Consider the following 14,271-nt stretch of genomic DNA (forward strand, 5'->3'; position numbering starts at 1 on the left):
GCGCCGGATCGGCCCCGCCTCAAACCTTGCGGATCAGCGGCGCTTCGTCCAGCAGGATGTCCACGCCGGCATCCTGGGCCGGCGGCTGAACCGGGGTCTGCCAGACCATGGTGGCCATCAGATTCATGCCGGCCTCGCCCTGCGCCGGCGCGTCCAGGGGCAGGAAGAGGTCGACCGACTCGTTGCGGACCTCTTGCTCGGAGAGATCGCGCGCCACGCTGTAGAGCAGCAGCAGATCCAGATAGGCGGGCAGCTCGAAGCCGATGGACTGCTCGTCTCCCTTGGCCAGCAAGCTCTGCACCGTGGCCATGCTGCCATGGCTATTGGGCCAACCCAGCTGCAGCATGCTCATCACCTCGGTATAGGCCTCGAGGTGCCGCCCCTGGCGCATGTCCTGGCCCCAGGTGGGCGGCAGGCCATGGAAGCGGCGCGCGAAGCGATCTGCGATCTCGTTGAAGCCCGTCCGATTGCCCTGGCGCTGATAGATCTCCATCAGATTCAGATAGGGCAAGGCACTGACGGTTTCGGTGTGGATATGGACCAGCAGCAGCTCCACCGCCGCCTCGGTCTGGCCCAGCACCAGGAAGAAGTCCACCTGCTGCTCCAGATCGATCAGCTCCTCCACACTGACATGGGCCGCATCGGCGGGCTTGTCGACTGCGGCAGAACGGGCGGGAGCCGGCAGGGGCAATTGGGGGCCCGGCCATTCCAGGCCCTTGTCCTCGCTCGCCTCCACCAGTTGGATGCTCACGGGCTCCAAGCCACCAAAACCGCTGGGCCTGGCTTGGCCGGGCTCGGCCTGCAGCGCAGCCACCACGCTCAGGCCACGCCCCAGCGAGTACATATCGTGCACCTGGCCTTCATCGCCCTGCGAGGGCGGGCGGCCGAGGGGCATTTCCGGCAAAGCCTCGGCCTCGAAAACATGCGGCAGAACGATGGTCTGCTCGTCGGGGAATCGCTGGGCAGCACTGCCGGACGCGCCAAGCGCCGGCGCCACAGGAGGCTTGACGCTCGGCGCGGGGGCTGCTGGCGCGCCCGCGGCCTCGGGCTCCGCCGCCTCAGCAGCGGCATTGGCGGTCTTGGACTCCTGCCACCAGGCCGCCTCATGCAGGCTGCGCTCGCGTTGCCGGCTCAGCCACAGATAGCCCGACAGGCCTGCCAGGCCCAGGGCCGCAGCGATCAAACCCAGGTTCAAGGCCGACCAGGGCTCGACCTCGCCGCTGCGGGCCAGCTCGCTGCGCAGGGCCTGGATGCGGGCCTCGGCCCCTTGCTTGTCGCGCCGCAGCTTGCCCAGGCCTTCTTCCAACTGCTGCAAGCGCTGCAAGGCTTCGGCATCGCTCAAGGCCTTGTCCGACGAGGCGGGCGAGGCCGACGCGGCCTGCGCCAGCACGGGGGGCAAGTCTTCTTCGGATGCATCCAGGCGCAAGCGAGGCATCGACGCCGGCTGGCTGCCGGTCTTGGGCGGCCGGGTCTCCTCCGCCTTGGGCTTTGGCCTGGACTTGGGTCGGACGGCTTCCACCTCGGCCCGGCCGGGTACGCCAACACCCGCTGGCAAGGGCGCGGGTTTGCCCGACGCCGCCACCGCCGGAGCCTGCGGCATATCGCCCAGCAAGTCTGCGGGCTGAGCGCCGGCGCTGGCCAGGGCGGCACGCATGGCCGGCGAATAATTTCGGGGGCTGGGGGCACGAACCTCATCGCCAGTGCCTTGGTTCTGCGCATTGGGCGGATCGATCAACGCGCTGTACTGGCGCACCAAGCGCGCCGGGCATCCGACGCTGAGGTTGATGCTGATGATGGGCTCATCGATGGCCACGGCGCTGCGCAAGCGCACACCCTGGACGGCGGCCTCGCTGGCGCCTTCCAGCTGAATACGCAGTTGGCCGGCGGCGATACGGCTTTCACCCGCCAGCACCTCGGCCTGCACGCAGTCGGCGCTGAGGGTCTCGCCGGGACTCAGGCGCAGGGGAAACAGCAGATTCAGGGGCTGGCCCAAGCCCGACTGCGCTTGCGGCCGGTCCACACCCAAGGCCAGGGCCTGGCCCCTCATCCCAAGCGAGCAAATGGCCAGCAACAAAACGCCGAGACAGGTGGGGCGAAAACGGTGTGGAGGCACTGCTTGATCTCGGTCCATGCCGGGGGCAACTGTTGTTTTCTGCACTCTAGCATGGTCACCCTGCGCACCAGACCCAGGCCGGGCAACTCCACTCGTTCACGGGACCTGCCCGTTGTAGACATGCTGACAGGCCCGCCAAGCACCGCTTGTTTTTTGGCTTAGCAGCCGACCCGCTTCCCCGCCAAGCCGGGCACATCACAGACACCAAGCAAGCCGTTAGTGCCCGCTTTGCACAGGGTATTTTCCCGCCACCACCCGGCGCGGCCAGCTCGTGGACAATAAGCCGCAACACGGCAGCCTCCTGCTGTCACGTCAGCGACTCAGCATGAATAGTACGGTTCTTACAATTTCCGAACGCAGCAATATCGAATCGGGGTCGTGGTTTTCCAAGCTGTCACCAACGCTACGCAGCGACATTCTTTCCCGCGCCTCGGTGCGTCGGCTGGGCGATGGCGCCTTGCTGTCCTGCCGCGGCGAGCCGGCCGAGGAATGGGTGGGCGTGGCCAAGGGTGCGGTGCGGGTCAGCTCGGTCTCACTGGCGGGCAAGCAGATTTCCCTGACCTATGTAGAGCCCGGCACCTGGTTTGGCGACATCTCCTTGTTCGACGGCCTGCCGCGCACCCACGACGCCAGCACGCATGGCGACACCACCTTGCTGGTGGTGCGCAAACCCGATTTCAAGCAATTGCTGCAGTCGCACAGCGAGCTGTACGAGGCCTTGCTGCGCCTGAACTGCCGGCGCCTGCGCCTGATGTTCGACGCGGTGGAAGACCTCAACACCCGGCCCCTGGCCTCCCGCCTGGCCAAGCAGATCCTGCTGCTGGCGCGCTCCTACGGCGTGCCGCAGGGCGAGGAGATACGCATCGGTCTGCAACTGGCGCAGGAGGATCTGGCCCAGTTGCTGGGCGCCTCGCGCCAACGCGTCAATCAAGAGCTCAAGGGCTTCGAGCGCGACGGCGCGGTCCGGGTGGAACCCACCCGCCTGGTCGTGCTCAGCAAGGAAAAGCTGATGGCCATCGCCGCCCGCTAGCGACAAGCGCCGCAAGGCCGCGCTTTGCTGCTTGGGCCGTGGGGGCCGTCCCCAATCAACGCAGCACCCTCATTTGAAGCGAGCCATGGACGCATTTACCGGCACCCGAGCCCCCAGCCAGACCCTGAACAACGAGGCGCTGAGTGCCTGGATGCAGGCCCATATCCCCGGCTTTGCCGGACCCTTGAGCGTGGAGCAGTTCAAGGGCGGCCAGTCCAATCCCAGCTACAAACTCATCACGCCGCAGCGCAGCTATGTGATGCGCAGCAAGCCGGCGCCGGTAGCCAAGCTTTTGCCCTCGGCCCATGCGATCGAACGCGAGTTCACCGTGATGCGCGCCCTGGCCGGCAGCGCGGTGCCGGTGCCCGCCATGCTGGGCCTGTGCGAGGACGAAGCGGTCATAGGCCGCGCCTTCTACCTGATGGAGTACATGCCCGGCCGCATCTTCTGGGACCAGGCCCTGCCCGGCATGCCGACCACGGAGCGTGGGGCGATCTACGCGGAGATGAACCGCGTCATCGCCGCTCTGCACAAGGTGGACTTCGCCGCCCTGGGCCTGAGCAGTTATGGCAAGCCCGGCAATTATTTCGAGCGCCAGATCGGCCGCTGGAGCAAGCAGTACCTGGCCTCGCTGACCCAGCCCATCGAGGCCATGGAAAGGCTGATCGAGTGGCTGCCCAAGCACATCCCGGCCTCGGCCAGCGATGAGAACGAGGTCGCCATCGTCCACGGCGACTTCCGCATCGACAATCTGGTCTTCCACCCCGAGGAGCCGCGCATCATCGCCGTGCTGGACTGGGAGCTCTCCACCCTGGGTCACCCGCTGGCCGACTTCAGCTACCACTGCATGTCCTGGCATATCCAGACCTCGGGCGTGGCCCGCGGCCTGGCCGGCCAAGACCTGGCGGCCCTGGGCATCCCCGACGAGCTGAGCTATGTGCGCAGCTATTGCGAACGCACCGGCCGCAGCGATGTGGCCGGGGTGATGACGGATTGGAATTTCTATCTGGCCTACAACCTGTTCCGCATCGCCGCCATCTTGCAAGGCATTGCCAAGCGGGTGGAGGACGGCACGGCGGCCAGCCAGCAAGCCCGCGAGGCGGGAGCCGGTGCCCGCCCGCTGGCCGAGCTGGCCTGGCAGTTTGCGCGCAAGGGCTGACAGCCCAGCCTGGAGAGCCGCGCGGGCTTAGCGCCGCGAGTTGTCCTCTTCGGGCTGCGAGCTCTGCCAGGCCACCGAGGTGGTGGTCGGCCAGGGGCCGCGATCCGACAACTTGCCATTGACACGCTGCGCCTCGCGGCAAGCCGTCTCCAGCAAACGCACCAGGGCCTGGATCTTGGGCAGCGAAGGCTCGACCATGGCCGTGCGCAGATAGACATTGCCACGCATGGTCATCAGCACAAAGGGATGGCCCGGAGGCAGCAAGTCCTGGCTCGATTGAGCCAGCAGTTCGCTCAACTCGCCTTCGATCCAGTCCGCCGTCAACTCCTTGTTGACGCCCAGGGCGCCAAAGCGCTGGCGCACCAGCTTGGAACTCATCTGGTTCAGCTTGGGAAACATCACCAGCCAGCGCATTTCCTCGGGCGTGTCGGTGTCGACCCGGGTCTTCAAGGTGTCGGTATAGGCCTCAAAGACGATGCGCTCCAGCACCTCCATCAGTTGGCGGCACAAGACCATCATCTGCAGATCGCTGTGCAGATGCAGCTCGCAGCGCATGCGCAACTCCGTGCCCTCGATATAAGCGCGCTGCGAAGCCCCCCACTCGATGCGCAAGCTGCCGGGCAAGGCCTTGGGCTGGTCGATCAAGAAACCACGCCCATCCTTGGCAAGGCGGAATTGAGCCTGGTGGCTTTCGGCCCAGTCATAAATAGGCCGCCAGCGTGCCGCATTGGCACGTGCCACCAGCCAGCGTTTGACTTGCTTTAAAAACATGAGCTAGGACAATGCATAGACATAGGGCCCGCGCCCCCGACCGAAGTTGAGATTTGGAGATTCCCCCATGATTGATCTTTACTCATGGCCCACACCCAATGGCCACAAAGTTCACATCATGTTGGAAGAATGCGGCCTGCCCTATCGGGTGATCCCCGTGGACATCGGCAGCGGCGCGCAATTCGAGGCCAAATTCATGGCGCTCAGCCCCAATAACAAGATCCCGGCCCTGGTCGACAGCGAGGGCCCGGACGGCCGTCCCATCGGCCTGTTCGAATCGGGCGCGATTCTGCTCTACCTGGCCGGCAAGAGCGGGCGCTTTCTGCCACAGGACGCGAGCGGAAAGTACGAGGTATTGCAATGGCTGATGTTCCAGGTGGGGGGCGTGGGGCCGATGCTGGGGCAGGCCCATCACTTCCGGGTCTATGCCAAGGAGAAGATGGACTACGCGATCCAGCGCTACAGCAGTGAAGCACAAAGGCTTTACGCGGTGATGAACAAACGCCTGGCCGCCAGCACCTATATCGGTGGCAAAGAATACAGCATCGCCGATATGGCGATCTTCCCCTGGCTGCGCTCCTGGAAGAACCAGGGCGTGGAGCTCGGCGACTATCTGCACCTGAAGGGTTGGTTCGACGAGATCGCCGCTCGCCCCGCGGTTCAGCGTGGCCTGGAGGTGCTGGCCGATCTGCGCAGGCCGCTGCTCGACGATAAAGCACGCGAGAACCTGTTCGGCGAAGCGCAGTACAAAAAGCACTGAGGCGACGACCGAGACGCAAGCACACGCCGGGCGAGGGAAAACAAGAGGGGGTTTGCAGCGCGACAGGAGGGGGCGCAGCGGGGCCGGAGATCCAGAACAGGAGTAGGCCAGAGTGGCCCGACCAGCAAGAATCGAACTTGCAACCGCCCGCTTAGAAGGCGGGTGCTCTATCCAGTTGAGCTATGGTCGGTTGGGGGCCTGAGCCGCTCGCGATCGAGCGGCCCGGGCCCTGCCCTTGCGGGGTCGTGATTGTGCCACGGCACAAGCCTGCCAAACCCGCAAAAGGTGCTCAGCTCAATATCACAGCATCACATTGATGATGGCATTGCCGATGCCCATCAGGGCGGCACCGGAGATCAGACCGGCGCAAATCGGCTCACAACCGTCCACCCAGATACGACGACCCTTGCTGCCAGGCGCCTTGTTACGGCGGCCCATGATCCAGAACAGCAGCGCACCCAGGAACATGGCCAGCACGGACTCGGGCGGCAGCACCACGCCCAGGCCGATGGACACCGAGGACAGAGGGAAGCGGCCCTTGGTCACGATGCGGGCCAACTCGATCAGCACGGCCGAGACGGCCGCGATGATCATGGCGGTGATGGCCGAGGCCGGCAGGCCGCTCAAGCCCTTGGCAATGATCTCGGCCACGCCCTTCCACTGCAGGGCGGCGGGGAAAGCAAACTGGTCGGTCACCATGCTGGCCGTGGAGCGCAAGCCGTTGGCGTCAGCCGGCAGGAACAGCAGGTAGAACAGCGGCACGCAAGCCATCACGCCGGCGAAGATACCGATCACATGGCCGACGGCCTGGTGGCGCGGCTTGCCACCCAGCATATAGCCGGGCTTGATGTCGGACAGCAGATTGGCGGCATTGCTGGCGATCTCCGAGGTCATGCCGGCAGGCAGCAGATTGCTGGCCGGGTTGCTGCGGTCAATCGCGCCCATGGTGAATTGGGTGATCTTGGACAGCGCGCCGGTGGGCGTCCAGGAAGTCAAGGCCATGGCATTGGTGCAGATCACCGTCAGCACAAAGATCAGTGGCAGCGAGGCCAAGGCCAAGAGCCAGGGCACACCAAAGAACAGATGCGTCACCCAGGCGCCCAACAAGCTGAAGATGGGCACGCCGATATAGGAGACCCACAGCGGCACCTCGATATGCGCCAGCAAATCCTTGCCCGGCGCCTCGGCCGCCGCCTTCTTCTTGCCCAGGGACTTGAAGGCGCTGGTGAACATTTCAGGCTTGGCCAGCAAGCCCATCAGCGCACCCACCACCATCATCGTGACGGCCCACCACAGCGACCATTGATTGACGATTTCCACGCGCGAAATCGGCACCAGGCTGCCGTTAGGCGCCACGCGCTGGGTGATGTCGCCGGCCTGAATCATCAGCGGCGCCAGCACAGCGAAGTTCAGGAAGGAGCCCAGCAAGCAACTGGTCGCCACGGCAATCCCCATCAGGCCGCCGACGCCCAGCATGGCCGCATCCAGCGTGAAACGCAGACCCAGGACGCGGAAATCGGTCCCCAGGATCTTGGGCAGCCACAGCTCGGCCTTGACCGCGGCCTGGTAGTAATAAGTGTCCAGGCGTTCATGCAGAACCCAGGGCTCCTTCATGCCCGCCCATTGGTCCATGCGCAGAATCTTGAACTGCAGCAGCTTCATCCAGCCATCGCTGACGATGGCTTGATAGGCCGCCGTGCCGCCGGCCACCCAGCCAAGCAGCCGGGCCTTGAACATGCCTTCGCCGGCATCGCCGTTGTAGAGCGAGTCCAGCACCACGCCGCTGGCACGACCTTCGGGGAAAGGCAGTTGCTCTTCGTTGATGAAGCGGCGCTTCATCGGGAAAGCCACCAGCACGCCCAGAATCGAGACCACGATGATCCAGATCATCATCTGCCACCAGGGGATGATGCGTTCGGTGATCAGCATATAAGCCGACAAGCTCGAGATCATGGGCATCACCGCATAACCCGCCGCCGTGGCGATGGACTGGGTGCAGTTGTTCTCGAGAATGGTGTAGTCATTTGCCAGGCCGGCGCTGCTCAAGACCTTGAACAAGGCAAAGGACAAGATGACCGAGGTCAGGCCGACACCGATGCCGATGCCGGTCTTGGCGCCGATATACAGGGCTGTTGCAGCCAGGATCCCGCCCAGCAAGAAGCCGGTCAGGCCCGAGCGCAGGCTCAGCTGGGCCATATCGCCGCGGAAAATGTTCTTGAACCACCACTCGTCTTTTTGCGCGCGCGTCCAGCTGCGGATCTGCTCGTCGGTCAGTTGTTGAATAGCCATGATCAGAGGTCTAGGTTTGAAGCCCTGCGTGAGGACTCAGAAATGGGGTCGGTAAACCCGAAGCCGCGAAGTGTCCCTGCTTCCCTGCATTCCGGTAAGCCGAGATAACCCAAAGATGTGGCGGCCTGAACCCAAAAAATTCGGAAGAACGCACACCCACCTTAAAGCGGACATGAAAAAACCCGCTGCAGGCTAGATGCTTGCAGCGGGCTATCCAATTTTGTGCTTACCAGCTCGAAAGGCGAGGCAGCAAAAGGTCTTGGTCGGGGCGGCGGGATTCGAACTCGCGACCCTCTGCTCCCAAAGCAGATGCGCTACCAGGCTGCGCTACGCCCCGACTAAGACCATGATTCTAGCCCGAATATTTCGGTCTCTTTTGAACTTTTTGCTGATTTTTTGAAATAGACGCAAATTTCATCGGCATGGGCCCGGGTCAAACAAGGAAAACCCGGCTCGCCAGCGAGGCCCTGCCTTTGTGTCAAAATCACCCAGCACCAACGTAAGCCCTTACCGGTGCCTAGCGACAAGACAGCGGCAAACCAGTCGGCCCGCCCCAAGGACAAGCAATGAGCAGCGAACTGATCAAACATATTTCCGACGCATCTTTTGACAACGATGTGATCAAAGCCGGCAAGCCCGTGCTGGTGGACTACTGGGCTGAGTGGTGCGGCCCTTGCAAGATGATCGCCCCCATCCTGGATGAAGTGTCCAAGGACTACGGCGACCGCCTGCAAATCGCCAAGATGAACGTCGACGAGAACCGCGAAGTTCCCGCCAAGTTCGGCATCCGCGGCATCCCCACCCTGATGTTGTTCAAGGACGGCCAGTTGGCCGCCACCAAGGTCGGCGCCTTGTCGAAAGCACAGTTGACGGCCTTCTTGGACGCCAATCTATAATCCCCCCATAATTGCATCTGCGAACCCGGGAACCCAAGCCTGGGATTCGCAGATTCCGCAGTTTGCCAACACGCCCAGCCCGGCTCCGATTCGACCTGGCGCGTGGACTCGGCACCCCAGCTCCCGCGTTTTTTGCCTTGCGTGTTTTGCCCGGCCCAGGCCTCGGGCAGCAAGCGGGTTTGCGGGTTGCCGAAGTATTTGTCACTGATTCTTGGCAGAATTTTTGACCCCCTACCGGGTGTTCACCCATGCATCTTTCCGAACTGAAAGCGCTACACGTCTCCGAGCTCATCAAGATGGGCGAGGCGCTTGAGATCGACAACGTCGCTCGCATGCGCAAGCAGGAGCTGATGTTTGCCATCATGAAAAAGCGCGCCAAAGCCGGCGAACAAGTGTTCGGCGACGGCGTGCTCGAAGTCCTGCCCGATGGCTTCGGCTTTCTACGCTCCATCGACGACAGCTATATGGCGTCGACCGATGACATCTATCTAAGCCCCAGCCAGATCCGCCGCTTCAATCTCCACACCGGCGACATGATCGAAGGCGAGGTGCGCGTGCCCAAGGATGGCGAGCGCTACTTTGCCCTGGTCAAGGTCGATCGCGTCAACCAGCTGACGCCCGAGGAGAGCAAGCACAAGATCATGTTCGAGAACTTGACGCCGCTGTTCCCGCGCGAACAGTTCAAGCTCGAACGCGATAACTTCAAGGGCGAAGAGAACGTCACCGGCCGCATCATCGACCTGATCGCCCCCATCGGCAAAGGCCAGCGCGCCCTGATCGTTGCCCAGCCCAAGACCGGCAAGACCGAGATGATGAAGAGCATCGCGCACGCGCTGGTCGCCAATCATCCCGAGTCGCATCTGATCGTGCTGCTGGTGGACGAGCGCCCCGAAGAAGTGACCGAGATGATTCGCACCGTGCGTGGCGAGGTCATCAGCTCCACCTTCGACGAGCCCGCCGCCCGCCATGTGCAGGTGGCCGAAATGGTGATCGAGCGCGCCAAGCGTCTGGTCGAGCTGAAGAAGGATGTGATCATCCTCTTGGACTCCATCACCCGCCTGGCCCGCGCCTACAACAACGTCCTGCCCTCGTCCGGCAAGGTCTTGACCGGCGGCGTGGACGCCAATGCCTTGCAGCGCCCCAAGCGCTTCTTCGGCGCGGCGCGCAAGGTCGAGGAAGGCGGCTCGCTGACCATCATCGGCACGGCCCTGATCGACACCGGCAGCCGCATGGACGAGGTGATTTACGAAGAGTTCAAGGGCACAGGCAACTGCGAAATCCATCTGGATCGCCGCATGGCCGAGAAGCGTGTCTACCCCTCGATCCTGATCAACAAGTCCGGCACCCGACGCGAAGAGCTGCTGCTCAAGCCCGAGATCCTGCAAAAGAGCTGGATTCTGCGCAAGCTGCTCTACAACATGGACGAGATCGAAGCGATGGAGTTCGTGCTGGACAAGATGAAGTCCACCAAGAACAACCTCGATTTCTTCGACATGATGCGTCGAGGCGGTTGATTCTTCAGGACTTCAGGGCAAGACCAAAGCTTGCCCTGCTGCCTGGGCCAGCCCAGGCAGCAAACTTCAGGCTATAATCCCCGTTTTCCTCCGCCAGATAAGTGCGTCACATGGTGTGGCGTGGCTATCGGCATGGCACCGCAGAGAGAGACCCCCATGAAAGACGGCATTCACCCCAATTACCGCGACGTTTGCTTCGTGGATCAATCCAACGGCTTCAAGTTCGTGACGCGCTCGACCATGGGCAGCAAAGAAAGCATCAAGCTGGAAGACGGTCGCGAAGTGCCCTTGATCAAGCTGGAAACCACCAGCGAATCGCACCCCTTCTACACCGGCCAGCAAAAGAGCATCGACAACCTCGGCGGCCGCGTCGAGAAGTTCCGCAACAAGTTTGCAGGCTTCGCCAAGAAGTAAGCAGCCCTCCCAGGCTGAATCAAAAAGGGCAGCTCCGGCTGCCTTTTTTTTCGCCTGGATTTTCCACTCGGGCCTGGCGGCTCGAACATGCTCCGCAGCCCTTGCGCCAAAGCGGCTTGGCCGCAGGATTTCTGCGGCATGATGGCGCCAGACTCAAACCCTTTGCCCCGACCTCCCCGCGTGAATCTACCTAGCCCTGCCATTGTTGCCATTCGCGGCGCCCAACGCATGCCACGACTGGCGCTGCTGTTTTTTTGCGCCGCCTACGTCCTACCCGGCCTGTTCGGGCGGGAACCCTGGCGTAATGCGGATCTGAGCTCTTTCGGCTTCATGGCCAGTGTGGCCCAAGGTCATGCGCCCTGGTGGCAGCCCAGCATCGCGGGCCTGCACGCTGAAGGCGGCCCCCTGCCCTACTGGATCGGCGCCATGGCCATCAAGGCCTTGCCCATGGTGGATGCTGCCTTCGCGGCCCGCCTGCCCTACGCCCTGATGCTGGTGCTGGTCTTGGTGCTGGTTTGGTACAGCTGCTTCCATCTGGCGCGCACCGAGGCCGCGCAACCGGTCGCCTTTGCCTTCGGCGGCGAAGCCCAATCGGTGGACTACGCACGCGCCCTGGCCGATGGCGCCCTGCTGGCCCTGATTGCCTCTTTGGGTCTGCTGCAACTGGGCCATGAGACCACGCCCGAACTCATGCAGCTGCTGGCCAGCGCCCTCTATCTCTACGGCCTGTCCGCAGCCCCCTTCCGCATCGCCAAAGCGCGCTGGGCGGTGATGATTTCCCTGCCGATGCTGGCCGCCAGCGACGCACCGGCCGTGGCCCTGGTCTATGCCTTGATCGGCGCCTATCAATGCCATCGTTCCCAGTACGCACAGGTGCGCGAGCTCAGCCTCTGGCTGCTGATCTCGGGCATGTTGGCCGCCATCAGTGCCTGGGAATTCAATGCCTGGGCCTGGCGGGTCGAAGTCGTGCCGGGCATGGACTTGCCGCTGGACTTCCTCAACCTGCTGGCCTGGTTCTGCTGGCCGGCCTGGCCGCTGGCGGCCTGGACGCTGTGGCGCTGGCGAGCCCATTGGCGGCGTCGCCACATCTTTGTGCCTTTGAGTACCGCCTTGATCGCGATGGCAACCAGCTTGTTGATGGCCGGCTCCGACCGCGCCTTGCTGCTCGGCCTGCCGGCGTTTGCCGTCCTGGCCGCCTTCGCCCTGCCCACCCTGAAGCGCAGCCTGGCCGCGGCGATGGATTGGTTCTCGGTCTTCTTCTTCAGCGCGGGCGCCCTGTTCTTCTGGGTCTATTACCTGTCCATGCAACTGAACTGGCCCGCCACGCCGGTCGCCAATCTGCGCCGCCTGGCGGAGGGCTTCGAGCCGCAGTTCAATGCCCTGGCGCTAACGCTCGCCCTGTGCGCCACGGCCGCCTGGCTGGCCCTGGTGCGCTGGCGTACCGCCCGGCACCAGCATGCCTTGTGGAAAAGCCTGGTCTTGCCCGCCGGTGGCGTGGCCTTGTGCTGGCTCTTGGCGATGACGATTCTGCTGCCTTTCGCCGACTATGTACGCGGCGACAAAGCCTTGGTCCAGCACATCAAAGAGGAGGTGCCGCTGAACAGCAACTGCCTGGCCGCGCCCCAGCTTTCGATGGCCACCCTGGCGGCGCTGGAGTTCCGCGGCGGCTGGCGTGTCGAGGCCAGGCAGGCGTTGAGTGAAACGGCCTGCGAATATGCCCTTCAGTCGGCCGCCGCACCGACACCCGCCGGCTGGACCTTGCTGACCCTGACGCAAAGGCCCATGGACCGCCAGGCAAGCTTCAAGATTCTGCGCAAGCAAAGCGGCAGCTGAACGCAATCGGCCAAATAAAAGGGCCGGATCCTGAACGGGATCCGGCCCTTTTTTTGTTTGCTTGCGAACGATTGAAATCAATTCACGGCCACGCCCTCACTGCCCGACCAGGCGGCCGCCTCCACACCCAAAGCAGGCTCACCGGCATGACGCACCCGGGCCGGAGGAAACTGCAGATTGAAGCGCGAGCCCTTGCCGGCCTCGCTTTGAATTGACAGCTCCCCTCCGTGACGCTGCACCACATGCTTGACGATGGACAGGCCCAGGCCTGTGCCCCCGGTTTCGCGAGAGCGACTGCCATCCACGCGATAAAAGCGCTCGGCCAGACGCGGCAAATGCTCGCGTGCGATGCCAAGGCCCGTATCCTGCACGCTCAGCTCGCCGGCACCACCCGGCAACTCACGCCAGACCACATCGATCTGGCCGCCGGCCGGCGTGTAGCGCACGGCATTGGTGACCAGATTGGCGGCCGCGCTAAGCAACTCCGACTCCACCCCGGCCAGCTCCACCTGGGTGGCCGGCTGCACCGTGATCTGATGCTTGCCCGCCGACAGCGCCACGGCGTCGGATTGAATCCGGGTCAACAAGGCGTCGAGCGAGACCCAGCGGTCCGCCGCCGGCCGAGGGCTGCCTTCCAACTGGGCCAGGGTCAGCAGATCGCTGACAAGGCCTTGCATGCGCTCGGTTTGCTGGCCCATCAAGGTCAGCACCCGGCGGCGCTCGGCCTCAGTCAGCGGCAAGGAACTCATGGTCTCGATAAAGCCCGACAGCACGGTCAAGGGCGTGCGGATCTCGTGCGAGACATTGGCCACGAAGTCGCGGCGCATGGCGTCGGCCCGCTCACGTTCGGTGATGTCCTGGCTCAGCACCAGGCGCATCCCCTCGCCATAACAGCGCACCACGACGGACAGTGTGCCTTGACCGCGCACATTGCTCAGCAGCAAAGGCGCCTCAAAATGACCGGCCTGCAAAAAGGCCACAAAGGTGGGCGAACGGACCAGATTGGTGATGCGCTGACGCAGATCCCGCTGCGGATCGAGCGAGAAATGATCGGCCGACACCCGGTTGCACCAGAGGATGTGATCCTGGCCGTCCAGCATCAGAACGCCATTGGGCGAGGCCTCGATGGCGGACAGGAACTGCTCCAGTTGCAGGCGCTCGCGAGCGATGATTTTCTCGCGCTCACGCACCGCCCGCTCCATGCGATAGGCCAGCTCGCCCCACAGGCCGGTATCCCGCGGCGCCAGCTCTTGCTGCGAACCCCGCAGCCAGATCAGCAGCCTGTGCCCGCGCACGGCATCGATCAAGACCAGCGCCCCCACCGCCGTCGCGGCACCCAGGGCCTCGGCCAGCAGGGGAATATCAAACAGCTTGCCAGCCCAGAGACCGACGAAGGCACCCATGGCCACCGCCAGGGCGGCCAAAACAAATCTCGGCAACAACCAACTCACCTGAACTCCCGGTTCTGGTTGATCAAGTAAAACAGGGGCTT

At 63.6% G+C, this 14,271-nt stretch carries 11 protein-coding genes and 2 tRNA genes; 7 read left to right on the forward strand and 6 right to left on the reverse strand.

The window, feature by feature from the left end; all coding sequences use genetic code 11:
* Nucleotides 1–19 precede the first annotated feature (19 nt).
* A complete protein-coding gene (locus HNP55_RS00360; protein WP_184294887.1) occupies nucleotides 20–2,047 on the reverse strand; it encodes a hypothetical protein in 2,028 nt (675 codons plus the stop codon).
* 391 nt (nucleotides 2,048–2,438) lie between these two features.
* On the opposite strand from HNP55_RS00360, the gene HNP55_RS00365 reads away from it, so the two are divergent.
* Together HNP55_RS00365 and HNP55_RS00370 are read left to right on the forward strand one after the other, a co-directional pair.
* Nucleotides 2,439–3,143: a Crp/Fnr family transcriptional regulator gene (locus HNP55_RS00365; RefSeq protein ID WP_184294890.1), complete on the forward strand. Its 705-nt coding sequence runs from the start codon at nucleotides 2,439–2,441 to the stop codon at nucleotides 3,141–3,143.
* 85 nt (nucleotides 3,144–3,228) lie between these two features.
* Entirely contained in the window at nucleotides 3,229–4,302 is a 1,074-nt protein-coding gene (locus HNP55_RS00370; protein WP_184294893.1) for a phosphotransferase, read from the forward strand.
* A gap of 27 nt (nucleotides 4,303–4,329) precedes the next feature.
* Here HNP55_RS00370 and HNP55_RS00375 read toward each other — a convergent pair whose 3' ends face one another.
* Nucleotides 4,330–5,073, reverse strand: a complete 744-nt coding sequence (locus tag HNP55_RS00375; protein WP_184294896.1) for a hypothetical protein — start codon at nucleotides 5,071–5,073, stop codon at nucleotides 4,330–4,332.
* 67 nt (nucleotides 5,074–5,140) lie between these two features.
* Here HNP55_RS00375 and HNP55_RS00380 point away from each other — a divergent pair, with 67 nt between their 5' ends.
* Entirely contained in the window at nucleotides 5,141–5,833 is a 693-nt protein-coding gene (locus HNP55_RS00380; protein WP_184294900.1) for a glutathione S-transferase N-terminal domain-containing protein, read from the forward strand.
* 113 nt (nucleotides 5,834–5,946) lie between these two features.
* Here the strand turns inward: HNP55_RS00380 and HNP55_RS00385 are convergent.
* The 3 genes from HNP55_RS00385 to HNP55_RS00395 all read right to left on the reverse strand — a co-directional run bounded on the left by HNP55_RS00385 (nucleotide 5,947) and on the right by HNP55_RS00395 (nucleotide 8,459).
* Nucleotides 5,947–6,023: transfer RNA gene (locus HNP55_RS00385), tRNA-Arg, on the reverse strand.
* A 110-nt stretch (nucleotides 6,024–6,133) separates the two neighbouring features.
* On the reverse strand, nucleotides 6,134–8,122 hold the full coding sequence (locus HNP55_RS00390; RefSeq protein WP_184294903.1) for an OPT family oligopeptide transporter: 1,989 nt from the start codon (nucleotides 8,120–8,122) through the stop codon (nucleotides 6,134–6,136).
* A 260-nt stretch (nucleotides 8,123–8,382) separates the two neighbouring features.
* A tRNA-Pro gene (locus HNP55_RS00395) sits at nucleotides 8,383–8,459 on the reverse strand.
* A 229-nt stretch (nucleotides 8,460–8,688) separates the two neighbouring features.
* On the opposite strand from HNP55_RS00395, the gene trxA reads away from it, so the two are divergent.
* The 4 genes from trxA (at nucleotide 8,689) to HNP55_RS00415 (ending at nucleotide 12,779) form a co-directional block, all read left to right on the forward strand.
* Complete coding sequence (trxA, locus tag HNP55_RS00400) at nucleotides 8,689–9,018, forward strand: thioredoxin TrxA (RefSeq protein ID WP_184294906.1); 330 nt, start codon at nucleotides 8,689–8,691, stop codon at nucleotides 9,016–9,018.
* Nucleotides 9,019–9,266: 248 nt separating this feature from the next.
* Nucleotides 9,267–10,532, forward strand: coding sequence for a transcription termination factor Rho (gene rho / locus HNP55_RS00405; RefSeq protein WP_184294909.1), 1,266 nt, complete (start codon nucleotides 9,267–9,269; stop codon nucleotides 10,530–10,532).
* A gap of 156 nt (nucleotides 10,533–10,688) precedes the next feature.
* Nucleotides 10,689–10,946 (forward strand): type B 50S ribosomal protein L31, encoded by a 258-nt coding sequence (locus HNP55_RS00410; RefSeq protein WP_184294913.1) that lies wholly within the window; start codon nucleotides 10,689–10,691, stop codon nucleotides 10,944–10,946.
* 228 nt (nucleotides 10,947–11,174) lie between these two features.
* Entirely contained in the window at nucleotides 11,175–12,779 is a 1,605-nt protein-coding gene (locus HNP55_RS00415; protein ID WP_246448084.1) for a hypothetical protein, read from the forward strand.
* A gap of 77 nt (nucleotides 12,780–12,856) precedes the next feature.
* Here the strand turns inward: HNP55_RS00415 and phoR are convergent, their stop codons facing one another.
* The gene (gene phoR, locus HNP55_RS00420; protein WP_184294919.1) at nucleotides 12,857–14,230 is read right to left on the reverse strand and encodes a phosphate regulon sensor histidine kinase PhoR; all 1,374 of its coding nucleotides are present in this window, start codon (nucleotides 14,228–14,230) and stop codon (nucleotides 12,857–12,859) included.
* Nucleotides 14,231–14,271: the final 41 nt, after the last annotated feature.

The organism is Roseateles oligotrophus (assembly GCF_014204525.1).
Lineage (GTDB): Bacteria > Pseudomonadota > Gammaproteobacteria > Burkholderiales > Burkholderiaceae_C > Paucibacter_A > Paucibacter_A oligotrophus_A.

Coding starts and splice junctions, on each gene's coding strand:
- HNP55_RS00360 (WP_184294887.1), bottom strand. CDS start 2,047: ATGAGGGGCCAGGCCCTGGCCTTGGGTGTGGACCGGCCGCAAGCGCAG.
- HNP55_RS00365 (WP_184294890.1), top strand. CDS start 2,439: ATGAATAGTACGGTTCTTACAATTTCCGAACGCAGCAATATCGAATCG.
- HNP55_RS00370 (WP_184294893.1), top strand. CDS start 3,229: ATGGACGCATTTACCGGCACCCGAGCCCCCAGCCAGACCCTGAACAAC.
- HNP55_RS00375 (WP_184294896.1), bottom strand. CDS start 5,073: ATGTTTTTAAAGCAAGTCAAACGCTGGCTGGTGGCACGTGCCAATGCG.
- HNP55_RS00380 (WP_184294900.1), top strand. CDS start 5,141: ATGATTGATCTTTACTCATGGCCCACACCCAATGGCCACAAAGTTCAC.
- HNP55_RS00390 (WP_184294903.1), bottom strand. CDS start 8,122: ATGGCTATTCAACAACTGACCGACGAGCAGATCCGCAGCTGGACGCGC.
- trxA (WP_184294906.1), top strand. CDS start 8,689: ATGAGCAGCGAACTGATCAAACATATTTCCGACGCATCTTTTGACAAC.
- rho (WP_184294909.1), top strand. CDS start 9,267: ATGCATCTTTCCGAACTGAAAGCGCTACACGTCTCCGAGCTCATCAAG.
- HNP55_RS00410 (WP_184294913.1), top strand. CDS start 10,689: ATGAAAGACGGCATTCACCCCAATTACCGCGACGTTTGCTTCGTGGAT.
- HNP55_RS00415 (WP_246448084.1), top strand. CDS start 11,175: ATGCCACGACTGGCGCTGCTGTTTTTTTGCGCCGCCTACGTCCTACCC.